Below are 22,690 nucleotides of genomic sequence, written 5' to 3' on the forward strand. Positions count from 1 at the left end.
TTCCTTTTTTATGCTTCTAAAGTCCTTGAGGAAAAAATCCTAATTTTTACAGTTATTTTTTTACATTATAATGAGGATATAACACAAATTACTTATGTCTAGGAGGACTATCTAATGTTCCAGTCTAAATTATTCGTTTCCTTAACTGCGACTGCAGCCCTATTATGTGCGACGTCACAAACAGCAGAAGCGAAAACAACTGCAAAAAATGTCCCAATTCAAATTTTAGGGATTAATGACTTAAATGGTTATATTGATAGTACATATCAAAATCCAGCAAGTAAGACGATTGGCGGTATGTCATCACTTGCTTACAATTTATCAACAGAAAAAAGCCAATTTGCTAAACAACACAAATTAGCGTCAACGAATACGAATTCAATCTCCGTACATACAGGTGACGTTTTCGGTGGTCGTCCTGCTATTTCTGGTTTGCTTCAAGATCATCCAACCATTTCAGTATTAAATGCGATGAACTTTAAAATCGGCGTTGTCGGTAACCATGAATTGAATGAAGGTTTAGATGAATTTCTACGCGTCATTCAAGGTAAAAAACCGACATATGATACGCCAAACTATGATCTTGTAAATCACTATAATATCGAAAAAAGTAAAGCCGTTACATTAGGTGCAAACGTCATTAATAAAAAAACGAAAAAAATCGTTAACGGTTTTAAACCGTATGAAATTAAAACGATTAATGGTGTGAAAGTCGGATTCATCGGCATTGTCGATCCATACGTAGAACAACTCATTATGCGTCAACATATGAAAAACATCGACATTACAAATCCAGCAAAAGCGATTGCGAAATACGATAAAGTATTACGCAAAAAAGGTGTGAAAGCAATCGTCGTTCTTGCACATGCAGGAGCTGAAAATACAGGCAATAAACAAGCAACGATTGAAACGCAAGGTACATCAGAAAAAGCACAATTATCAGGTTCTGTCACAACGATTATCGATCAACTTGATAAAATTGCGCCAAATCATTCAGTCGATATGATTTTCGGTGGACATAGTCATACATTTGCGAATGCAGTTTACGGCAAAAATAATATCCGTGTCGTTGAGTCATTGGACTACGGGAAATCATACAACGTTGCAACAGGGACAATTAATACGAAAACGAAAGACTTCGTGAAAACACCAACTGCAACGGTCAAATATAACTACACACGCACAAGTTCACAAATCAATAAAAATAGCGTAGCGAAAAAAGTAGATAGCATCGTTAAAAATGCTGCACAATTAACAGGGACGGTGACACGTGCGAAAATTGCAACGATGAATACCGCTACCCTTTCAAGCCAACGTCCAACAAAATCAATTGGTGGTACACCGGTTGGGAATCTCGTAGCTGATTCACAAAAAGCGTTAGCACAAAAAGTCGGTAGCCCTGTCGACTTTGCCTTTACAAACTCAGGTGGTGTGCGTGATGATTTAATTGCGACTATGCAAAATGGCAAACAAGTCATTACGTGGGAAGCTGCACAAAAAGTACAGCCATTTTCTAACTTCTTACACATCGGCACATTAACAGGTAAACAAATTAAAGCTGTGCTGAACGAGCAATTTAGTGGCGGCCGCGGTTTAGAAGTAGCTGGCTTACATTATACGTACAATGACAAAGGTGTCATTGACGTTTTTGTTGGGGATGAAACAAGTACGAAAAAAATAAAATCTTCTGCTACGTATAGCGTCATTTTAAATGACTTTTTACAAGGTGGCGGTGACAATTTCAACACGTTTAAAAAGCTACAAAACGATGCGATTGTCGGGATCGATACAGACGCTTTCATTGACTATTTAAAAGAACAAAAAACTATTACCGATCAATATACATCACGTAACACATATATCAACAATTAAGCAAACGAAGACATCTCAATAGAGGTGTCTTTTTTTGTTAAATGAAACATATTTAACCGAAATACCGATTGTGCAAAAAATTAACATTTTGTTTCTGCGAAGTTTTGCTATAATAAAGGTCGGTATGATTACCGAATTTACCTAGGAGGCTTTGCAATGAAATTAGCCAAATTCATCGTGCCTGCTACAATTGCTATATTGGCATTACAAGGTTGTAGTAATGATCGCACGACTTCTACGTCGACAGAAATTGTATCAACAGAAGACGCGACGACAACGAAGGCTCCCGCAACGGCTTCTAGCACACATGCGAAAACTTCGTCAGAGGCAACAATCACTGATCCACAAGCGGTATTGAATGCGATTTACGCTGCGGCGAAAAAAGGTCAGCTGCCAAATGTGCCATTCACAGTCGGTCAAACGACATATAGTGACATTAAAAATCAATGGGGCGAACCAAACTTATCTTTTTTAAATACTGCAAACTTTGTACAATATCGCGCGAAACAATCTGAGCACATTGCTTATGGTCTTGGTATCGGGCGTGGTCACATTTTATATGATTTACGGACATTCGTTGCTGATGATGGTCATACACCATTATCAAGCATTTCATTTAAAACGATTGAACAGTTATTTGGAAAACCCGTCAATATATTGACGAAAGGACCTGACCATACGTGGACGTACAAAGTCGGTGCTTACGATTTACGTTTCACAGGCAATCGTCAAAAAAATATGCTTCATCACGTTTCAGTTTACACACCAAATTTTGATGATTCGAAGCAATAAGAAAAAGGAACTGCGCATTTGCACAGTTCCTTTTTTTGCTTGAACGTTATTTAGAATTTGGGGAGTTCTAAAATGTTTTGAAGGGGTTCAAGCGTCGGAGTATAGAGAGTTATTTATCTTTATCTCTCACCATAAAGTTAAAAAAACAGCTGTTAGTCCACAGCTGTCGTCTACAAAATTTCTGTAGCCAACATCTCCCTATCCTCGTAGGTAATTTAGATGCTTTTGCGTACGGCAGGTCTCCTGGCTCATGCCTCTCGTTGCCTCGCCCTTCCCACTTTCACAAGCAGTGGCTATGCAAGATCAACCGACATTTACAGTTGCGGGACAGCGCCTGACTCTCACAGGCTTCCCTTTTAAGTAAGTCCATCTATATGAACTCACACCGTATGCTGCATATCATATTACATAATCAATTGTAACAATATTATAATAATTTTTCAATCGATTTTTTTAATGATTCTGGCTTATCTTTTGGCGCAAAGCGTTCAACGACTTGCCCATTACGATCGACTAAAAACTTCGTAAAGTTCCATTTGACACTTTCACTACCTAAAAATCCTTTTGCTTCTGAAGTGACGTATTTAAATACTGGTGCAGCACTATCGCCATTGACGTCAACAACTTCGTGCATCGGGAACGTCACGCCATAATTTAAACGACATGCTTCTGCCGCTTCTTTCCCTGAAGAAAGCTCTTGCTTGAACTGATTAGATGGAAATCCTAATACTGTAAAACCTTGATCTTTATATTGTTGATACAACTTTTCAAGGCCATCGAATTGCGGTGTAAAGCCACATTTCGTTGCTGTATTGACAATCAATACGACATCACCTTTATATTTCTCAAGTGAATATTGTTCCCCATTTTCAAGTGTTGCACTGTAATCGTATAAATTAGACATGTCATTTCCTCCCTATTTAGATAGAACGGTACGTTTTAAGTAACTTGCGACACGTTCGTAGTCTGGATAAATCGTCGATTCATTAATTTCAATGACATCGAGCCATTCTTGTAAATCGGCTTTAATGTATGACGGTAAAATGTAGCGCATTTTTAAACCGTTCTTCGCCTCTTCTAATAATACGCTAAGCATATCAATAATGCGCGGATCAAGCTCTTCCTCATACACTGCTAAAAAAGCTTCAATCGAATTGACATCTTCATTTTCATGAGACGTACGATAGCGAATTTCTTCAATTTTACGTTCGCATTCATTTCGTTCAAGTAATCCATTAATAATAAATGCACCGTGTTGGCGAACGATTCGTGTATTGTTTTGAATCGGGCGTACGACTAAAATGTCGAGCATATCCATCGGGTTGATATCCGACGTATACGTCACACCTTTTTTACTCATTTCATGCACGAGCTTTTGAACGGCTTCGTGACTATTGAAATCTTCAATCATCGTATCGCGTACGGCGAGCACACTTTTGCGCTTTGCGCTCATGCCATTTACTAAAAAGTCGTCGATGACTTTGTTTAAGCTAGATAAAATACATTTAATCGCATGGACTTTAATTTTGTTTTTATCGCTATACGATAACAACGGTAACGTTGATAACATCTCCGCCTTGTCGCTATCGTAATATTCTATACCACGTTCTTCTTCTGCAAACACTAAAAATTCGCCGTCCATTTCAGGTTCTAGCTCCGTCGCAAAAAATAACGCAATGAGTGGACTACTCGTTAAATCGAGCAATCGCGTCGGCAACGAATAATGTTGCATCGACGCTAACACTTCTAAACCTCGGTCATATTGAGACAATTCTTCGGAACATTTAATATGTAAGTCCCGATACATTTTATCTTCTGACTCCAGCCATTTTTGCTTCCGGTAAATACTCGGCGCTAAACTATAATTCGAATCGCTATGCCCCCGGTACATAAAATGATATTCATCTTCTTCATATTCATCGTATTGACGCGATTCATCGAACAATCGACTATAAAATGGTGTAATGTGTTGAAGCTTCACGAAAATTTCATTTTGATCGTCATCACTATCTAAAATGTTGCGCAATGTATGACTCGATTCGAATTCTCCTAAATGCGTCAAAATCCATTCTGACTCTTTACGATATGCTTTTAGTTGTGCCTCATTCGCCTCTTCATGACGAAGACGACCATCGTATTGACGCTGTTTACGGTGCTGATAAATGAGCATTTTATTAAATGCGGATTCATCTTCAATAAAATCAAGTTGATACATTAACGCGTTATACATATACAATTTATTATGATACGTGCGCGTGCGGAAAATAATAAATTGAAATACTTTCTTCAGTCGTTGCAAGAAATGACTTTTTAATGTGCGGTTTTCTTGTTCAAATATATTTAAATCACGATCCAACTCAATTAAACGTGACTTTAAATTACGGATACTTTTCGAAATATCGTTAATTTTCCGGTTCAGGGATGAACGTTTACGGCGTAAAGCCTCTAGTCGATCTTGTAATGCTTTAATTTCAATTTCTTCATTCAATAATTGTTGATCATCTAATTTCGTATATTCATTGACTTCTAGTTTAAAACGCTGCATCAATCGTTCTTGCATACGCTCTAATATAAGCTGTTGCTTTGCAATAGATGTTGATAATGCCGCATATTCTTGACGCTTTTCCGTATACGTTGCAAATAATGCACGTTGTTTCGTATTGACGTCTGAAATATGTTGGCGTTTTTCATCGCGTTGATATAAATATTGATCGTAGTCATCTTTAATGAGCGTAACTGCTTCCAATAAGCGCTCGAAATATAAACTGCTCATATTTTCGCCGCTTTTCGTAAAACGCGATTGAATCCAACGCTTCATTTCTTCGATAGATGCTTGATCTAAATCATGTGTGCGCAAATAATCATCTACACAAACGTAATCATTTACATCAATAAATCCACCAATATGTTCAAAATATTTTTCTGTATTCATCTAGAACGTCCCCCTTACTGATCTATTATATAACGTTATAGATGTCATCGTGTTGCGAAAGTCTTTCGCAATCGTTAAATGCAAAATTGTACTGTAGCAGTATAGGGTCCAATCCGTTTTACAAGGCGGTACGTTCCTCGTCGAAGTGGTCCATACGTATGAGCCCAGTCAAGTTGTTCCTCAACAAACCCTTTCGGCGGTAACATTTTCGCAATTAATATGACAGCAATTGGTCGATCGTTCACTGCTTGCCACTGTCCATCTCGGTCGCTTTGCAATTCATATTCCATACCGTATACGAGTTGTTCATTCGTACGATTTTCAATTTGTAATGTCATCGTTGTCGTCGTCACATCTTTCACTGTCAGTATCACATCATTCGGCATGCTGATTTCTTCTTGACGTATATCCATTACGACCACTCCTTCCATTTTTTATAGTATACCAATACAAAAAAGGCACTACCAATAATGGCAGTGCCTTTCAAACATACTAATTCTTAGTACATTTTTAAGTATTGTTCACGTTCCCATGGATGTACGTTCGTACGGAACATGTCGAACTCGATTTCTTTCGCTTCTTTGAAGTTTGCATAGATGTGTGAACCAAGTGCATCTTGGATTACTTTATCCGCTGCAAGTTCTTTTAAAGCGTCGTTTAAGTCTGTTGGTAAGTTACCGATACCTGCTTCAGCGCGTTCTTCTGCGTTCATTACGTAGATATTGCGGTCTACAGCAGTTGGTGGTGTTGATTGTCGTTCGATACCGCTAAGGCCTGATTCAAGAATAACAGCCATTGCTAAGTATGGGTTTGCAGTTGGGTCAACTGAACGTACTTCGATACGAGTTGATAAACCACGTGAAGCTGGTACACGGATTAATGGTGAACGGTTTTGACCAGACCAAGCGATGTAGCAAGGTGCTTCGTAGCCAGGTACTAAACGTTTGTAAGAGTTTACTGTTGGGTTTGTGATCGCAGTGAAACCTTTTACGTGGTCTAGAACACCTGCCATGAATTGCATTGCTGTTTCTGATAACTGCATGTTTTCAGTAGCAGCTTCATCATAGAATGCGTTCACACCATTTTTGAATAATGATACGTTCATGTGCATACCAGAACCGTTCACACCGAATAATGGTTTCGCCATGAATGTTGCGTGCAGGCCGTGTTTACGAGCGATTGTTTTAACAACTAATTTAAATGTTTGGATGTTATCACATGCTGTGATTGCATCTGCATATTTGAAGTCAATTTCGTGTTGACCAGGAGCTACTTCATGGTGAGAAGCTTCGATTTCAAAGCCCATTTCTTCAAGTTCTAAAACGATATCGCGACGGCAGTTTTCACCAAGGTCAGTTGGTGCTAAATCGAAGTAACCACCGTGGTCATTTAATTCTAAAGTTGGTTCGCCTTTTTCATCAAGTTTGAATAAGAAGAACTCTGGTTCAGGTCCTAGGTTGAAGTCTGTGAAGCCCATTTTTTCCATACGTTTTAAGATGCGGCGTAAGTTGTTACGTGGGTCACCTTCGAATGGTGTACCGTCTGCTTTGTATACGTCACAGATGAAACGACAAACAGTACCTTTACCAGTTGTCCAAGGGAATACGATGAATGTATCAAGGTCTGGATATAAGTACATGTCTGATTCTTCGATACGTACGAAACCTTCGATTGAAGAACCATCAAACATCATTTTGTTGTCTAATGCTTTTTCTAATTGAGATACTGGAATCTCAACGTTTTTGATTGTACCTAAAATGTCTGTGAATTGTAGACGGATGAATTTTACTTCTTTCTCTTCTACTAACTTACGAATATCGTCTTTTGTGTATTTACCCATGAAAATCAGCTCCTAATAAGTATTTAATATAATACTCGTTCTTTATCGTCTAAAGAAACGAGATAAGTCACCTTGTCTGAGCGAAGTGCGTTGCATCGTTTGTGCTTGCTGCATTTCTTCGCGAAGGATACGGCGCAAGTCCGCATCGGTTATGTCTTTCTTTTGTTGATTCGCTACTACAGGTTCGTTCTTTAGTGCAAAAACTTTTTTAATACCTGCCATATTGATACCTTGGTCGAGTAGATCTTTAATCTCTAACAATGCATCAACATCATTTAGTGAAAACATGCGGCGATTGCCTTCAGTTCTGGCAGGCTCGATTAATTCATGCTCCTCATAATAACGAATTTGACGTGCTGTTAAATCCGTTAATTGCATCACTATACTGATTGGTAATAGTGGCATGGAGCGTCTAATCTCTCGACTCATATCGCTCACCTAACCTTTCACAAAACCTAGTTTACTCCATGTTAGCTTTAGTGTCAACACCATGTAAGGAAAAGTAACATACGATTTTTCGAACAATTCTATCTACTTTTTCTATAGATAAAAAAAGCATCCAAAAAAAGGATGCTTTTTTTCATGCTTATTTCATTTGTTGCACAGCGCTTAAAATAGCTGTTTTGACGTGCTCGTATGTTAATCCACCTTGCATATAAACTGTATACGGCGCACGAATTGGACCATCTGCTGAAAATTCCATACTTGCACCTTGTACAAACGTACCCGCTGCCATAATAACTTCATCTGTGTAACCAGGTAATAGTGATGGCTCTGGCGCAAATTGTGCATTAACCGGTGAGTTACGTTGTACGACTTGGCAAAATTCGATCATTTGCGCTGGTGTTTTGAATGATATTGATTGAATCAAATCCGTACGTTTCGCATCAAAGCGTGGCTCTGGAATCATTCCTTCACGCTCTAAAATTGCAGCTGTAAATACTGCACCTTTTAATGCTTGTGACACGACGTGTGGTGATAAGAAGAAACCTTGATACATATCTGTTAACGTATTTAATGATGGACCTGCTTCTGCACCGATTCCTGGCGTCGTCATACGGAAAGCACATTTTTCGACTAAATCTGCGCGACCCGCAATATAACCACCGACTTTTGCTAGACCGCCACCTGGGTTTTTAATTAATGAGCCTGCCATTAAGTCCGCACCTAATTCAATCGGTTCAACACGATCGACGAATTCGCCGTAACAGTTATCGACGAAAATGATAACATCTTCTTTCATCGCACGTACTTTTTGAATCATCTCGGCCACTTCATCAATTGTAAATGATGGGCGTGTTGCATACCCTTTTGAACGTTGAATCGCTACGACTTTTGTTTTTTCAGAAATCGCTCTTTCAACCGCTTCGAAATCGACTTTATTTTGCTCATTTAAATCGATATGTTGATAAGAAATACCCCAGTCTTTTAAAGAACCTGTATCTTTATCGCCACCATCGACAATGGATTGTAATGTATCGTACGGTTTGCCTGTAATGTACATCAACTCATCGCCAGGACGTAATACGCCGAACAATGATAATGTAATCGCATGGGTACCAGAAATAATTTGTTGACGCACAAGCGCTGCTTCTGCACCGAATACTTCTGCGTAAACGCGTTCTAAATTATCGCGTCCTTCATCATCATAACCGTAACCTGTCGTACCGTTAAAATGATTTTCACTTACATGGTTATTGCGGAACGCCGCTAATACTTTTTGTTGATTATAAAATGCATTTTCTTCAATAATGTCAAATTGAGGACGAACTTGTTGTTCGATTTCTTTTGCTAATTGCAGCGTTTCAGCTGTTAATGGTGATTGGAATGGCATCCATTCTCACTCCTTTTTATAAATTCTACTTCATCTTATCATACTTCAAAAAAGGACAAACAAACTTCGTGAAAAAAGAAGACGTTTTTGATACAATTCTTAAGATTATATGAAAGAGGTGAAATCGTCTTGGCATGGGAAGTGTTAAGCATTTTCGGCACGATCGCATTTGCTGTTTCGGGCGCAATCGTTGCTATGGAAGAGGAATATGATATTTTTGGTGTCTATTTACTCGGTGTCGTGACAGCATTTGGCGGTGGGGCGATTCGTAACTTGCTCATTGGCGTCCCTGTATCTGCCTTATGGGAGCAAGAAATGTTTTTCCAAATTGCACTTATTTCGATTACGTTAACGTTTTTATTTCCAAGGCATTTATTAAAACATTGGCCACTATGGGGTAACTTTTTCGATGCGATCGGTTTAGCGGCTTTCGCGATTCAAGGTGCATTATTTGCGGTGAAACTAAATTTACCGATTAGTGCAGCTATCGTTGCAGCAGTCTTAACAGGTGCTGGCGGCGGGATTGTTCGTGATTTATTAGCAAGTCGAAAACCGACTGTCTTACGTGATGAAGTATATGCTGCGTGGGCAATTTTAATCGGGATGATCGTTGGATTACAATGGATTACCGATGATATCGGTCTTTATATATTATTTGTCGTCATGACGGCACTTCGTGTACTATCTTACGTCCGTCGTTGGCGTTTACCATTTAAAACGTTACGCGCTTAACACGTCCTTTAAGGGCGTGTTTTTTTGTTTAAAAACAATCGTGTTGGGAACTCTATTTATAGAGGAGGGATGATATGGCAGAAGTAGCGCATGCCTATTCAACATTTTCATTACCAATTAGCACGAAAGGCATCGAAGCTCGTGAGCTGTTTGAAAACTTAGAACAACACGGTTATCAATTTTACAACGACCGTACCGCGACACTCGTCGATTACGGTGATCAGTTAAAAGACGATATCGAACAGTTAAAGCAATATTTTATGCCTTACATTGAAGGACAATTGTTTAGTAAACAATATGACGATGGCTTTAAACGATTTTTTAAACCGATTACTACACAAGGGCAGCTATTAAATGATGACCAATCCTCTCCTTTTCTCATTACATCGATTGAATGGTTTATTTGCCCGTTTCAAATTGCTTTTTTCATTATTCATGTGAAACATAGTGAAGATGCAACATTTAAACAGACAAAAGCATTAATGAAAGCGATTCGAGATTTCCACGGTGAACACGTTTTCCAATTCGATGACCGTTCGTATCATTCACTCGTCACCTATTTTAACGACGTTTTATTACACCACTTACCTGCTTTCCAAATTAAAAAGACAGAAACGAGCTTTACGCGCAGTTTTGAGAACTTCCAAGACCGTTTATTACTCGCATCTCATTTCATCACAACGAATGACGATGTCGATGACCGTACACTTTTTTTACTTAACGAAGGAGAAGGCTCTTCCATTAAAAATATGACGATGGCGAATTATATTTCAAATGACTACATCGAACGCTATTTAGAAGCACACGAATTTAAACGATACGCCCCATATGTTCGCTATATTCAAAATGACGATATCGGCACGATGGTCACAACATTTCAAGAAGGCGACCAAACGTGGCAACAAATGAAACGTTATTTCAATGGGCCACTTTTTTATCAAATTTTTTATCATTATTTCTTAAAAATGACGTTGCTTCGCTTTTCGAATGATTACGCGCATTTAGAATGGCAAAAAGATAAAGGATACGTACGAGAACTCGTGAAAAATATGACAATTTTCGAAGCCCATTATTATTTTTATGAAACGTCTACACAATCTGAGGAAATTGATATTTCAACATTATTGCGAAAGTCATTAGATTTGCAGCGTGTGTATGAGGAAGCGATGAGTGCGCTCAATCATCTATTTACGATTCAAGAACAAATCGCCGATATGAAACAAAATGATTTATTGTTCTTCTTAACAATGTCAACGGTCTTGTCAGGGGCATTCGGGATGAACTTAATTATTGAAGATTGGAAAGATGGTTTATCGCTGTCAATGTTTAGCGAATATTCATTTTTAGAATGGTTCGTATTCGTCATTACGATGCTAAGCATTGTCGCTGTTGTGTTCTTTACGCTACAACAGTTCTTAATCGTTTTACGCATGAAACATCAACAACGAAAACGTAGAAATGCGATCAAATAATATGGAGGGATTTTATGTCAGCAAATCAATATATGAAGCAAGCACCTCGACAAACGCAAAGTACCCAACCAGGGATTGAACGTGAAATGACCCCTCTCCCAACGCAACCGTTCGACTATAAAGGGGCAGAACAATTAAAAGGTAAAGTAGCAATTATTACTGGTGGAGATTCCGGCATCGGTCGTGCTGTCGCGATGGCGTTTGCTTGCGAGGGCGCGCATATCGTCTTAAATTACTTAGAAGAAGAACAACGCGAAGCTGAAGAAGTGGCCACATTTGTCCGAGAACAAGGCGTTGACGCATTGCTCGTACCTGGTGATTTAACAGATCCGAACGTTGCTAGTTTAATCGTCACGAAAGCCATCGAATCATTCGGTGAAATTAATATCGTTGTGAATAATGCAGCTGTTCAATACCCTGTAAAACACTTTTTAGATATTACACCTGAACAATGGCATAAAACGTTCGCAACGAACATAGATGCAATATTTTATTTAACGAAAGCTGCACTCCCACATTTGAAACGCGGCGATAATATTATTTGCACAACGTCTGTGAACGCTTATAAAGGGCATTCGATTTTAATCGATTATACGGCTACAAAAGGTGCGATTGTCGGCTTCGTTCGTAGTCTCGCACAAAATTTAGCTGACCAACAAATTCGTGTGAACATGGTCGCACCAGGGCCTATTTGGACACCACTTATTCCTGCGACATTTAATGAAGAACAAGTCAAATCATTCGGTCAAGATGCCGCACTAGGACGTCCCGGTCAGCCTGAAGAACTAGTCGGTGCCTACGTCTTACTCGCATCGAATCGCGGTAGCTACATGACCGGCCAATGTATTCATGTCAATGGCGGTACCGTTATGCATTCATAGCACGAAAAAAGGCATCTTTCTTCGATGCCTTTTTTTATGGACTATTTAAACGATGAATCGTCCTGATGAATATTTAATTTACGCAGTTTTTGATAGAGCGTCGTTCGGTGAATACCGAGTACCTTCGCCGCTTTCGCTTTATTACCTCCGCATTCTTTCAACGTTTGAATAATAAAATCGCGCTCATGTGTATGCAATACATCTTTCATTTGCTGCGTATGTTGCATTAAATTGTTTTGATGCATTTGATCGTACACGCGATAAATTTTCGTAATTTCTTCAAACATTAAAAAGCCAATACCGCCGACAACAATTCCATCATGTATGAGTGGAATACGATGAACCGTCATTTCTTGCCCGTTAATGATTTGCTGTTGATTGCGCTCTGCAATACCTGTCCGAATGACGACATGCATATGCGTATTTTCGATAATTTCGGTTACATGACTGCCAATAGCACGTTCTCGTGGTACACCGGTAAACCGACTGTACGCCTCATTAAATTCAATAATGATGCCATCTGTATTGACGACGACAATTCCTTCATATGCATGTGCTAACGTCGTTTGAAAAGCATGTTGTTCAACAGCATAGCGCCCTAAAAAATCTTGCATAACGAGCTGTTGTGCTTCCGTTGTTAACATACCGAGCAATTGCTGACGCTGGTTATGAACGAGTACTGGCAGTTGTTGAAAAATAGATAGTTCCGAAAGCGCTCGAGCTTGAATGGGCGACATTACTTCAGCGACACTCACATGCAATTGGTCAATATGGGCAATAATTTGTTTTTGTTCAACAACGCCTATAACATCGGATCCTTTCATTACGACGACAGCGGATCGGTCATGCGCTGCTAAATAACGGGCCACTTGTTGCAACGTAAACGTATGTGGCACTTTGTATGATAGTGGTTGCATGTAATCGACCCATTGAATATTCATAGAAGCCCTCCTACTGCGCTGTATATCCTCCGTCTAAAACGATGGCTTGCCCTGTAATTCCTTTTGCACTTTCAGATGCTAAGAAAAAGGCCACATCTGCAATTTCACGCACATCAATTAGACGTTTTTGTGGAATCAGTGGATACAATACATCTTCTAAAACTTGTTCACGTGTAATGCCACGTGTTTTCGCTAAATCATCGAATTGATTACGAACGAGTGCTGTATCTACATAACCTGGGCAAATCGCATTAACCGTAATACCATCTTCTGCAGATTCTAATGCGGCTACTTTCGTTAAACCGATGACGCCATGTTTTGCCGAATTATACGCAGCTTTTCCCGCAAAACCAATTAAGCCGTTGACCGATGCCATATTTAAAATACGACCGAATTGCTGTTTTTTCATATGCGGTAATACGTGTTTCATAAAAACGAACGGTGCAACGAGCATCACATTCGTTAAAAGTTGAAACTTTTCTGTCGGAAAGTCTTCTATTTTCGACACATATTGTAAGCCGGCATTGTTAATTAAAACATCTACCGAACCGAAATGATCGATCGTTTGTTGCACAGTCTTTTCAATTTGCGTCTCGTCTGTTACGTCACACACGATGCCTAATGCGCGCTCACCGAGTTCACGTGCCACATCTGTGACTCCTTCATTTAAATCGACTAATACGACGCGGTCCCCTGCTTCATAAAACGTTTGCGCAATAGATAAACCAATACCTTGTGCGCCCCCTGTAATCATCACAACTTTACTCATTGATTGATTCCTCCTTGGTCCAATTTTAAAAAGTGGATAAGCGTTTTTTCACGCGCTCGTAACACTTCTGATGTAAATGGTTCTTGAAACGTATAATAACCTTCCTTTGAACGCAACCCAATATGTCCAGCTGCTTGACGCTGTTTCATCGACGCACTTTCTGTCATCGTCGATAAATCTGGATATAAATAACTTGAAATAGATTCATACACATCTAGTCCGCCGAGGTCTGCACTCAAAAGTGGCCCTGTTACAGGTAATCGTCTTCCGATACTATATGTCACTGCCGCGTCGATATCTTCTTTCGTAGCGACACCCGCTTCAAATAGCGCTTGTGCTTCTCGTAATAATGCAAATTGAAGGCGATTGCCAATAAATCCAGGCACTTCACGTTTTACAACGATTGCCTTTTTTTGAATGGTCGCTAACCATGTTTGTACACGTTCAATAACATCTAAAGAAGTTTGCGCACCAGGTACAATTTCGACGAGTGGTATTAAATGCGCTGGATTCCAAAAGTGCGTCACGATGAATCGTTCTGGTCGCTGACTATTGATTGCTAAATCAGTCGGCTTCAGCCCTGACGTGTTGCTAGCGATAATCGTATCCGCCGCAATCATCGTCTCTAGTTCTGCGTATAGTTCATGTTTCAATGTTAACGTTTCTGGAATTGCTTCGACGATCAATGTTGCTGCTTCTACGGCCTCTTTTAAATGATACGTATACGAAATATGTGCTGTAATCGCGCTTACAGACGTGGCAAGGCCTTCTTCTACGAGCAATTGTGCCTTTTCTTCAATCCCGCTTTTGGCGATACGCAATTCGTCATCAGACAATCCATATAAGATGACCGGCTGTCCGGCCCACGCGACGCACAGCGCAATCGAATGCCCCATCGTACCTGTTCCAACTACTGCTATGTTCTCCATTGTTGTTCCTCCTTAAATGCCGATACCGAACGAGAATAAAATAATTGCTAAAATCACACCGACAATCGGAATGACGACGGTCATCGCTGCCATTGCTGGATACGCGTCCTTATACGATTCTTTCGCAATCGAGCGAATCGTTGTCACGACATACCCACCTTGGGGCAACGTATCTAATGAACCTGATGAAATCGCGACCGTTCTGTGTAATGCTTCTGCGTTAACGCCCATATCTAAATAATGTGGCGCTAATAATGGCAATGCAATCGTTTGACCACCAGATGAAGAGCCCGTTAAACCTGCAATGATGGCAACGGCAATCGCACCACCGATAAGAGGGCTTCCTGGAATACTCGTCATTGCATCGACCGCTGTTTGAAACGATTCGGTTGCTTTAACGACACCACCGAAACCAACAACAGCTGCTGTATTCGCAATGGCAATAATAGCCCCAAGTGTGCCTTCTGATATTGCTTCACTAATGTTTTGGAAGTATTTCCAGTTCACTAAAAATGTCGCAACGACACCACTCGTCAATGCAATGATAAGTGCCGACGTTCCTAATGCATCGTGCAATAAAAGCGACAATGCTAACACGACAACAAGCGGAATCATACTTAACATGGGACTCGGTAATTTGCGCGACGCATCAACGACTGGATCTGTATCACGATGTGTAAACGTTTCACCATTCGCTACAGCTTTTCGAATTAAATACTTTAACCAGTAGTAACCACTAATCGCCATAAATACTGCAATGATGATACTTACTTCCCAGCCAGCGTACGGTGTCGTATTTAAATACTCAATCGGAATCCAGTTTTGAATTTCTGGAGAACCAGCTGACGTCATCGTAAATGTGACAGAACCGAGTGCAATCGTTGCTGGAATAAAACGACGTGGATAATGGCCTTCTCTAAATAAGCTGACCGCCATCGGATAAACTGAAAAGGCAACAACGAATAAGCTCACACCGCCATACGTTAAAATTGCACAAGCTGCAACGACTGCTAAAATCGCTTTTTTGACGCCTAATTTTTCAACGACCCACTTAGCGACAGCATCTGCTGCCCCGCTATCTTCCATTACTTTCCCGAAAATCGCACCTGCTAAAAACATTAAGTACCACGAGCTAACAAAACCCGTAAAGCCATCCATATAGTTCGTTAAAAAATTGGGGTCTCCTTCGTTAGCTGTCAACTGTGGAAATAAGGGAATTTTGTTGAGTAATGCAACAAAAATCGCCGTCAGCGGTGCCGAGATCAATAAATTGACGCCTCTCACCGTTAAATAAATAAGCAATACGAGCCCACCAATCATACCGATCATACCCATTTGTCATCATCCTTTCGCTTCCCATAAAACTACGCAACAACGACACATACAATCAACAGGCATTAATGCACTATACCCTTTTACATTATATGTATGTATTTCACTACAGAAATCTTAAACAATTATGAAAATAAAAGCAATATTTTCTCTAAAATACTTATTTTTTCTCTTAAATATTTATTTTTTGTATATTTAAATCTACACATTTGTCGTTTTTATGCAACAAAAAAGAGGCGACCGTTTAAACAGTCGCCTCTTTCACCGGCCGAATTAAAATTCTAATTCGCCTTCCCAAGCGCTCATGCCGCCTTCCATGTTTGTCACATCGAAGCCTTCGCTTTCTAAATATGATGCTGCTGTGAAGCTACGTCCACCTGCATGACATACGATGATGTAAGGTGTTGCTTTATCTAATTCATCTTTACGATCAGCAATTTCACCTAATGGAATGTGAATCGCACCAGGAATAACACCATTTGCGACTTCCGCATCTTCACGTACGTCGATGACATTTAACGTTTCGTTTGCGTCAAATTTATCTAACACTTCGTTTGCTGTAATGTTTTTCATTATTTAACTCTCCCTTTGCCTCATTTGTTTTAACTATACAAAAAAAGCCGATACCCCGCAAGGTAATCGGCTCTTTTTTATTGTTCTGTTAGTTCAACAGACTTTGCTGGTGCAAATGTTGAAATCGCATGTTTGTAAATTAAGTTTTGTTTACCTTCTGATTCCAATAAAACGGTGAAGTTATCGTAAGAACGAATCGTCCCTTTTAATTGAAAACCATTTAATAAAAATACTGTTACATATACACCGTTTTTACGCAGCTGATTTAAATATGTGTCTTGTAAATTCGCTGGCTTTGTCACATTGCATCCCCCTCATATCCCTAAAAGTTTGTATCTCCTCTAGTTATACCCCATTTATTGAAAAATATCCGCAATCACTTGCTCTTTTGCAGAAAAAGCATCGTACCACGTAATGTCCATTTTATTGCGGAAATACGTTAACTGACGCTTTGCGTAGCGACGTGAATTTTGCTTTAAGTTTTCGATTGCGACATCAAAATCAACGCGTCCATCGAAATAATCATAAAGCTCTTTATAGCCAATCGCACGAATTGATTGCACGTCGCGAATGCCACGATCATACAAACTACGTACTTCATCGACTAATCCTTGCGCTAGCATCATATCGACGCGTTTATTAATACGCTCATATAATATGTCACGGTCCATATTTAAACCGATAATTAAATGATTGTACATCGCTTTTTCACCTTGATGTTGCGCTTCATTCGATTTTTTCACATCTGAATGCTCGGCCATTTCAAGGGCACGAATGACACGACGTGTATTGTTCGGATGAATTGTTTTTGCCGTTTCCGGATCAACTGCTGCAAGACGTGCGTGCATCGCTTCTGGGCCTACTTTTTCAAGCTCTGCATAGTAAGCGTCACGTACTGTCGTATCAATTTTTTCATCGGTAAAACGGAAGTCATATAATACCGCTTGTACGTATAATCCTGTACCCCCAACGATAATCGGCATTTTCCCACGAGATTGAATGTCGTTAATTTTTTCTCGAACGACACGTTGATAATCTGCTACAGAAAAACTGTCCGTCGGTTCTAAAATATCGAGTAAGTGATGTGGTACACCGTCCATTTCTTCCGGTGTAATTTTGGCCGTACCGATATTTAAATCGCGGTACACTTGCATCGAGTCACCATTAATAATTTCACCATCTAGTTGCTTCGCAAGCTCGATGCTTAACGCTGTTTTACCGACTGCCGTAGGACCGACAATCGCAATTACATCATAGTTTTTAGTTCTCATTCTTTTTCTCCAGCCATTGTAAAATCGTATGATAAATTACATCATTGTTCGTTTCATTTAAAATTTCATGGCGCATGTCATCGAATAAATGAACGGTAACATTTGAAATACCTGCCGTATAATACGTACGGGCAACTTTCCAAACACCTTTCCCATAACTACCGATCGGATCTGCGCTGCCACTTATACATAAAATCGACAAATCTTTACGGATTTTCGCGATTTCTGACGGCCTTGAAGCTAATTCAAAACCTTCCATAAAGTCAGCATAAAATTGATACGTCGATGTGTAGTTACAATACGGGTCGTCCAAATAGCGATCCACTTGCGCTGCGTCGCGTGACAGCCAATCTTTTGGCGTACGCGGCGACTTAATTTTGCGGTTATTCCCTGAAAAACTAAGACGATCGATGAACGATGCAACCGCATCTCCACCGTAACGTTTCGCCATTGTTTTCGCAACGACGGCACCGATTTGATGGATTGCCGAATGCGCTAACGTTCCCATAATAATGACACTTTGTACATGCTCGCTATATAGTTCGATATAGCGGCGCACAACGATGGACCCCATACTATGCCCGAGTAATGTCGGTTTCGGCAACTGATACGTCTGTCGCAAATGCTGTATGACAAAATCGACGTCTGTTACAACTTTATGGAAACCTTCTTCCGGGCCGTAGTATCCGAGTGGCGTACCATTTAAATGTGCATTGTCGCCATGACCTCGATGTGAATGCAAACCGACAGCATACCCTTGTTCGGCAATAAAGCGTGCGAAATGGTCATACCGTTGATGATATTCAGACATACCATGACAAATGTGTAAGTAGCCACGCGGTGTTTGCTCAGGTAAATAAATAGCAGCGGCGATTTGATAACCATCCGGCGCTTGCAAAATGAGTTGTTCGTTATGCATACGTGCCTTCCTTCGCAAAGCGCGCGGCATCATATAATAACTCTTCAATTTCTTTGCGGTAACGTTCTTTCTCAGCAGTGCTATATTGTAACGTCGCTGCCATTAAATCAAGCACTGCATCTTTATAGTCGTGGACGCTTTGAATATCGAAGAACATACGGCCTGTACGACGTACGAGTACGTCAGACGGTTTATACGCATTTTCGTATTCAATTGCATACATCACTTGTGCATATAAATCTTTCGGTAAACCGTATGTTTCTGAAGGCATTGTCGCCACAATACGGAATACTTTCTCGACATTTGTTCCATATTTTTCAACGAGATTGCGCGCTTGTTTCAACGTTAAACCTAAATCTTCTCCGTCGATTGTGCGGCTATCAACGAACGATTGGAACGTTTCAGGCGTTAAACCTTCTGCACCTGATAGTGATAAATGTTTCGTTTGACAAGGTGCATATTTTTTAAACGGTTTACGCTTCGCAAGACGGTCAACGATTTCTTCAGCCATATGACGGTAACCTGTTAATTTACCACCTGCAATCGTTAACAAGCCTGTCGGTGCTTCCCAAATTTCATCTTTACGCGAAATTTCAGAAGGGTCTTTCCCGTCTTCATAAATCAATGGTCGTACACCAGCCCAACAAGATTCCACATCTTTTTGCGTCACATGTACATCTGGGAACATATAATGAACCGTATCTAAAATGTACGTAATGTCTGCTTGTTCTGCGACAGGCTTCACTGGATCTAAATCGTAAAACGTATCGGTTGTACCAATATACGCTTTGCCATCGCGTGGAATCGCAAAAATCATACGGCCATCTGGCGCATCAAAATATACCGATTGCTGTAATGGGAACACCGATTGGTCGATGACGATATGAACACCTTTTGTCATACGTAATTTTTTATTATTCGAAATAACGTCTTTTTCACGCACTTTATCTGTCCATGGACCTGTCGCATTAATAACAGATAACGCCTCGATTTCAAACGTTTTGCCACTAATTTCATCTTTCACGAGCGCGCCCGCTACTTTTTTCTTTTTATAAATAAACTGTTGCATCGATGCGTAATTTAAACAAATCGCACCAAGTTCAACGGCTTTTTTCATCGTTTCAATCGTTAAACGCGCGTCATCTGTACGGTATTCGACGTACTGACCGCCACCTTTTAAGCCGTCTTCTTTTAGTAATGGTTCTTTTGATAATGTTTCATCTGGTGATAACATGACGCGGCGCTCATCTTTTTTCACTTGCGCTAGCGTATCATACACTTTTAAGCCGATAGATGTCGTAAGCGGTCCGAACGTACCACCTTTGTAAAATGGTAGTAGCATGCCAAGTGGCGTCGTAATATGTGGACCATTTTCATAAACGATTGCACGTTCACGACCTGTTTCCGCAACGACATCGACTTGTAGTTGTTTTAAATAACGTAAACCACCATGTACAAGCTTCGTAGAACGACTAGATGTCCCTGCTGCAAAGTCTTGCATTTCTACTAATGCTACAGAAAAACCACGTGACACTGCGTCTAACGCAATACCAGCTCCTGTAATCCCGCCACCAATAACGAGTAAGTCAAATGAATATTTTTCGAGTGTTTCGATTGTTTCTTGACGCTTTTTAGCTGAAAACATGAAATCTCTCCCTTCAAATTTACATAACACGTTTAAACATTTTTTCAATTTCATACGTTCTAAAATGAACGACAACCGGACGACCATGCGGACACGTAAATGGATTTTCACATTTTTTCAAGTCGACAAGCAAACGCGTCATTTGCTGTTTATCTAAATAATGATTTGCTTTTATCGACTTTTTACAACTCATCATAATCGCTGCCGCTTCACGCAATTTTTTAATATCCGTCTTGCGTTCGTGAAGGACTTGCTCGATGAGCGATTCAATAATTTCTTGTTCCATCCCTTTTGGGAACCATGTCGGATGGTCGCGTACGATAAACGAATGCTGACCGAAATCTTCTAAATAAACGCCGACTTCATTTAACGCATCCATATATTCGTGTAAATGCAATGCTTCATCTGCTGAATAGTGGAACGTTAATGGCAGTAACAATGCTTGGCGCTCACCCGCATTTACTTCACCGACCATTTCTTTAAAATACTCATATTTAATCCGTTCTTGTGCCGCGTGTTGATCGATTAAATAAAAACCATCTTCACTTTGCGCAATAATATACGTTCCGTGGATTTGGCCGATAATATCGACTTCCGGAAAAATTTCTTTCGGTTCTTCTGGCACTTCTACAGCAGATTCGAACGTTTCGCGTGTTGGTTCCATTGTCGCCTCTTCAATCGCTGGCATATCGACATTTTCACGTTCTCTTATCTGTTCCCATGTTTCAGGCTCGCTAAAACCTGATGTGCTCGGTTCATTCAATTCATAACGTAATTTTGATTGTGGTGATGCTTCTACCGGAGTCGTAAAAGGTTGATTTGCTGGCGGCATCGTTGGCTTCGGTCTTGGTTTATCACCAAACTGTTCCATCGGTGTACGCTCGTAATCTAACCCTTTCCAAAAGTTAATTTGATCGCTTTGAGGCGTTTGCTTTTTCGGCTTTTTCATCACTTCTGGTGCTTGCATCGACTGACGAATCGATTTGTGTAACGACGATTCAATGAGTTTCATTAAATCGCCTTCTTTACTCAAACGAATTTGCTGTTTTGACGGATGCACATTGACATCGGTTAAAAATGGATCGCCTTCGATATGAATGACGGCAATTGGAAAACGTCCGATTGGCAAGTACGTATGATACGCATCAATGATCGCTTTTTGCACTGTAAAATGGCGCACCCAACGGCCATTGACAAAAACAGACATATAATTTTTAGAAGCACGCGTAATTTCAGGAATCGTCGCATACCCTTTAATTTTATAATCTTGTGTTTCCCCTTCAAAAGGTACCATTTTTTTCGCGTTCGCCAATCCATAAATCGCAGCTAACACTTGACGCAAATCGCCACGACCATTCGTTTTCAATAGTTCATGTGCACCGTGCGTCAATTTAAAGGCGATATTGGGATAGCATAGCGCTAAACGGTTCATTAAATCAATCGTATGCCCTAGTTCCGTCTGAATCGTTTTCATATATTTCAACCGTGCCGGTGTATTGTAAAACAGTTGCGACACCGTAATGTCTGTGCCACGACGTAATGGCCCCGGACGTTTCGATACGACGTGCCCACCTTCTAAATATACTTCGACGCCACGTTCACCGTTTGACGTCGCCAGCGTTACTTTTGAAACAGACGCAATCGATGCGAGCGCTTCACCGCGGAACCCAAGTGTGCGAATGCGGAACAAATCGTGCTCATTCGTAATTTTACTCGTCGCATGACGTTGGAACGAAATGAGCGCATCGTCTTCGTCCATACCACTCCCATTATCAATCACTTGAATCGACATCAAACCCGCTTCTTCTAAAATGACTTCAACAGACGTACTGCCCGCATCAATCGCATTTTCGACAAGTTCTTTGACGACAGAAGATGGTCGTTCGACGACTTCCCCCGCTGCGATTTTATTCGATAAAAACTCATCCATAATATGAATTTGACCCATATCGGATG

21 protein-coding genes and 1 riboswitch are annotated in these 22,690 nt (G+C 40.3%); of the genes, 5 read left to right on the forward strand and 16 right to left on the reverse strand.

Annotated elements, in window-relative coordinates:
- Nucleotides 1-114 precede the first annotated feature (114 nt).
- Entirely contained in the window at nucleotides 115-1,872 is a 1,758-nt protein-coding gene (locus KMHG_RS01450) for a bifunctional metallophosphatase/5'-nucleotidase (RefSeq protein ID WP_010286199.1), read from the forward strand.
- Nucleotides 1,873-2,028: 156 nt separating this feature from the next.
- On the forward strand, nucleotides 2,029-2,664 hold the full coding sequence (locus KMHG_RS01455; protein ID WP_010286200.1) for a DUF4309 domain-containing protein: 636 nt from the start codon (nucleotides 2,029-2,031) through the stop codon (nucleotides 2,662-2,664).
- A 216-nt stretch (nucleotides 2,665-2,880) separates the two neighbouring features.
- A riboswitch (cobalamin riboswitch) is annotated at nucleotides 2,881-3,069 on the reverse strand.
- Nucleotides 3,070-3,091: 22 nt separating this feature from the next.
- Here the strand turns inward: KMHG_RS01455 and KMHG_RS01460 are convergent.
- From KMHG_RS01460 to KMHG_RS01485, 6 genes are all read right to left on the reverse strand, one after another.
- On the reverse strand, nucleotides 3,092-3,568 hold the full coding sequence (locus tag KMHG_RS01460; RefSeq protein WP_010286201.1) for a glutathione peroxidase: 477 nt from the start codon (nucleotides 3,566-3,568) through the stop codon (nucleotides 3,092-3,094).
- Between the two features lie 12 nt (nucleotides 3,569-3,580).
- Nucleotides 3,581-5,596 carry an FRG domain-containing protein gene (locus KMHG_RS01465; RefSeq protein ID WP_010286202.1) on the reverse strand — a complete coding sequence of 672 codons (2,016 nt, stop codon included), beginning with the start codon at nucleotides 5,594-5,596 and terminating at the stop codon, nucleotides 3,581-3,583.
- Nucleotides 5,597-5,670: 74 nt separating this feature from the next.
- Nucleotides 5,671-6,009 (reverse strand): immunoglobulin-like domain-containing protein, encoded by a 339-nt coding sequence (locus KMHG_RS01470; RefSeq protein ID WP_010286203.1) that lies wholly within the window; start codon nucleotides 6,007-6,009, stop codon nucleotides 5,671-5,673.
- 86 nt (nucleotides 6,010-6,095) lie between these two features.
- Nucleotides 6,096-7,436 (reverse strand): type I glutamate--ammonia ligase, encoded by a 1,341-nt coding sequence (gene glnA / locus KMHG_RS01475; RefSeq protein WP_010286206.1) that lies wholly within the window; start codon nucleotides 7,434-7,436, stop codon nucleotides 6,096-6,098.
- A gap of 42 nt (nucleotides 7,437-7,478) precedes the next feature.
- Entirely contained in the window at nucleotides 7,479-7,865 is a 387-nt protein-coding gene (locus tag KMHG_RS01480) for a MerR family transcriptional regulator (RefSeq protein ID WP_010286207.1), read from the reverse strand.
- Nucleotides 7,866-8,022: 157 nt separating this feature from the next.
- Nucleotides 8,023-9,270 (reverse strand): methionine gamma-lyase family protein, encoded by a 1,248-nt coding sequence (locus tag KMHG_RS01485; protein ID WP_010286210.1) that lies wholly within the window; start codon nucleotides 9,268-9,270, stop codon nucleotides 8,023-8,025.
- A 129-nt stretch (nucleotides 9,271-9,399) separates the two neighbouring features.
- On the opposite strand from KMHG_RS01485, the gene KMHG_RS01490 reads away from it, so the two are divergent.
- From KMHG_RS01490 to KMHG_RS01500, 3 genes are all read left to right on the forward strand, one after another.
- A complete protein-coding gene (locus tag KMHG_RS01490) occupies nucleotides 9,400-10,002 on the forward strand; it encodes a trimeric intracellular cation channel family protein (RefSeq protein WP_010286211.1) in 603 nt (200 codons plus the stop codon).
- 74 nt (nucleotides 10,003-10,076) lie between these two features.
- Nucleotides 10,077-11,474 carry a hypothetical protein gene (locus KMHG_RS01495; RefSeq protein ID WP_010286213.1) on the forward strand — a complete coding sequence of 466 codons (1,398 nt, stop codon included), beginning with the start codon at nucleotides 10,077-10,079 and terminating at the stop codon, nucleotides 11,472-11,474.
- A 14-nt stretch (nucleotides 11,475-11,488) separates the two neighbouring features.
- Entirely contained in the window at nucleotides 11,489-12,355 is an 867-nt protein-coding gene (locus KMHG_RS01500) for an SDR family oxidoreductase (RefSeq protein WP_010286214.1), read from the forward strand.
- Nucleotides 12,356-12,396: 41 nt separating this feature from the next.
- On the opposite strand, the gene KMHG_RS01505 is transcribed toward KMHG_RS01500, so the two are convergent.
- The 10 genes from KMHG_RS01505 to mutL all read right to left on the reverse strand — a co-directional run bounded on the left by KMHG_RS01505 (nucleotide 12,397) and on the right by mutL (nucleotide 22,682).
- Nucleotides 12,397-13,296 carry a helix-turn-helix domain-containing protein gene (locus tag KMHG_RS01505; RefSeq protein ID WP_010286216.1) on the reverse strand — a complete coding sequence of 300 codons (900 nt, stop codon included), beginning with the start codon at nucleotides 13,294-13,296 and terminating at the stop codon, nucleotides 12,397-12,399.
- Between the two features lie 10 nt (nucleotides 13,297-13,306).
- Nucleotides 13,307-14,065 carry a 3-hydroxybutyrate dehydrogenase gene (locus KMHG_RS01510; RefSeq protein WP_010286219.1) on the reverse strand — a complete coding sequence of 253 codons (759 nt, stop codon included), beginning with the start codon at nucleotides 14,063-14,065 and terminating at the stop codon, nucleotides 13,307-13,309.
- On the reverse strand, nucleotides 14,062-14,994 hold the full coding sequence (locus tag KMHG_RS01515) for a 3-hydroxyacyl-CoA dehydrogenase family protein (protein ID WP_010286220.1): 933 nt from the start codon (nucleotides 14,992-14,994) through the stop codon (nucleotides 14,062-14,064). Before KMHG_RS01515 ends, KMHG_RS01510 begins: the two co-directional genes overlap by 4 nt.
- 12 nt (nucleotides 14,995-15,006) lie before the next feature.
- Entirely contained in the window at nucleotides 15,007-16,329 is a 1,323-nt protein-coding gene (locus tag KMHG_RS01520) for a GntP family permease (RefSeq protein ID WP_010286222.1), read from the reverse strand.
- 270 nt (nucleotides 16,330-16,599) lie between these two features.
- On the reverse strand, nucleotides 16,600-16,899 hold the full coding sequence (locus KMHG_RS01525) for a rhodanese-like domain-containing protein (protein ID WP_010286223.1): 300 nt from the start codon (nucleotides 16,897-16,899) through the stop codon (nucleotides 16,600-16,602).
- Nucleotides 16,900-16,976: 77 nt separating this feature from the next.
- Nucleotides 16,977-17,201: an RNA chaperone Hfq gene (gene hfq / locus KMHG_RS01530; protein WP_010286226.1), complete on the reverse strand. Its 225-nt coding sequence runs from the start codon at nucleotides 17,199-17,201 to the stop codon at nucleotides 16,977-16,979.
- A gap of 54 nt (nucleotides 17,202-17,255) precedes the next feature.
- Nucleotides 17,256-18,170: a tRNA (adenosine(37)-N6)-dimethylallyltransferase MiaA gene (miaA, locus tag KMHG_RS01535; RefSeq protein WP_010286229.1), complete on the reverse strand. Its 915-nt coding sequence runs from the start codon at nucleotides 18,168-18,170 to the stop codon at nucleotides 17,256-17,258.
- Nucleotides 18,160-19,089 (reverse strand): alpha/beta hydrolase, encoded by a 930-nt coding sequence (locus KMHG_RS01540; RefSeq protein WP_010286231.1) that lies wholly within the window; start codon nucleotides 19,087-19,089, stop codon nucleotides 18,160-18,162. The genes miaA and KMHG_RS01540 overlap by 11 nt, the downstream gene beginning before the upstream one ends.
- A complete protein-coding gene (locus tag KMHG_RS01545) occupies nucleotides 19,082-20,734 on the reverse strand; it encodes a glycerol-3-phosphate dehydrogenase/oxidase (RefSeq protein WP_010286234.1) in 1,653 nt (550 codons plus the stop codon). Before KMHG_RS01545 ends, KMHG_RS01540 begins: the two co-directional genes overlap by 8 nt.
- 19 nt (nucleotides 20,735-20,753) lie before the next feature.
- A complete protein-coding gene (gene mutL / locus KMHG_RS01550; protein WP_010286236.1) occupies nucleotides 20,754-22,682 on the reverse strand; it encodes a DNA mismatch repair endonuclease MutL in 1,929 nt (642 codons plus the stop codon).
- Nucleotides 22,683-22,690 lie beyond the last annotated feature (8 nt).

It is taken from the genome of Kurthia massiliensis (genome assembly GCF_000285555.1).
GTDB classification, from domain to species: Bacteria; Bacillota; Bacilli; order Bacillales_A; family Planococcaceae; genus Kurthia; species Kurthia massiliensis.

Excerpts from the sequence above, each read along its gene's own strand:
- KMHG_RS01525 (WP_010286223.1), bottom strand. The coding sequence starts at position 16,899 with ATGAAAAACATTACAGCAAACGAAGTGTTAGATAAATTTGACGCAAAC.
- KMHG_RS01540 (WP_010286231.1), bottom strand. The coding sequence starts at position 19,089 with ATGCATAACGAACAACTCATTTTGCAAGCGCCGGATGGTTATCAAATC.
- KMHG_RS01480 (WP_010286207.1), bottom strand. The coding sequence starts at position 7,865 with ATGAGTCGAGAGATTAGACGCTCCATGCCACTATTACCAATCAGTATA.
- KMHG_RS01495 (WP_010286213.1), top strand. The coding sequence starts at position 10,077 with ATGGCAGAAGTAGCGCATGCCTATTCAACATTTTCATTACCAATTAGC.
- KMHG_RS01485 (WP_010286210.1), bottom strand. The coding sequence starts at position 9,270 with ATGCCATTCCAATCACCATTAACAGCTGAAACGCTGCAATTAGCAAAA.
- KMHG_RS01515 (WP_010286220.1), bottom strand. The coding sequence starts at position 14,994 with ATGGAGAACATAGCAGTAGTTGGAACAGGTACGATGGGGCATTCGATT.
- KMHG_RS01450 (WP_010286199.1), top strand. The coding sequence starts at position 115 with ATGTTCCAGTCTAAATTATTCGTTTCCTTAACTGCGACTGCAGCCCTA.
- mutL (WP_010286236.1), bottom strand. The coding sequence starts at position 22,682 with ATGGGTCAAATTCATATTATGGATGAGTTTTTATCGAATAAAATCGCA.
- miaA (WP_010286229.1), bottom strand. The coding sequence starts at position 18,170 with ATGAGAACTAAAAACTATGATGTAATTGCGATTGTCGGTCCTACGGCA.
- KMHG_RS01465 (WP_010286202.1), bottom strand. The coding sequence starts at position 5,596 with ATGAATACAGAAAAATATTTTGAACATATTGGTGGATTTATTGATGTA.
- KMHG_RS01505 (WP_010286216.1), bottom strand. The coding sequence starts at position 13,296 with ATGAATATTCAATGGGTCGATTACATGCAACCACTATCATACAAAGTG.
- KMHG_RS01455 (WP_010286200.1), top strand. The coding sequence starts at position 2,029 with ATGAAATTAGCCAAATTCATCGTGCCTGCTACAATTGCTATATTGGCA.
- KMHG_RS01470 (WP_010286203.1), bottom strand. The coding sequence starts at position 6,009 with ATGGATATACGTCAAGAAGAAATCAGCATGCCGAATGATGTGATACTG.
- KMHG_RS01520 (WP_010286222.1), bottom strand. The coding sequence starts at position 16,329 with ATGGGTATGATCGGTATGATTGGTGGGCTCGTATTGCTTATTTATTTA.
- KMHG_RS01545 (WP_010286234.1), bottom strand. The coding sequence starts at position 20,734 with ATGTTTTCAGCTAAAAAGCGTCAAGAAACAATCGAAACACTCGAAAAA.
- KMHG_RS01460 (WP_010286201.1), bottom strand. The coding sequence starts at position 3,568 with ATGTCTAATTTATACGATTACAGTGCAACACTTGAAAATGGGGAACAA.
- glnA (WP_010286206.1), bottom strand. The coding sequence starts at position 7,436 with ATGGGTAAATACACAAAAGACGATATTCGTAAGTTAGTAGAAGAGAAA.
- KMHG_RS01500 (WP_010286214.1), top strand. The coding sequence starts at position 11,489 with ATGTCAGCAAATCAATATATGAAGCAAGCACCTCGACAAACGCAAAGT.
- KMHG_RS01510 (WP_010286219.1), bottom strand. The coding sequence starts at position 14,065 with ATGAGTAAAGTTGTGATGATTACAGGGGGCGCACAAGGTATTGGTTTA.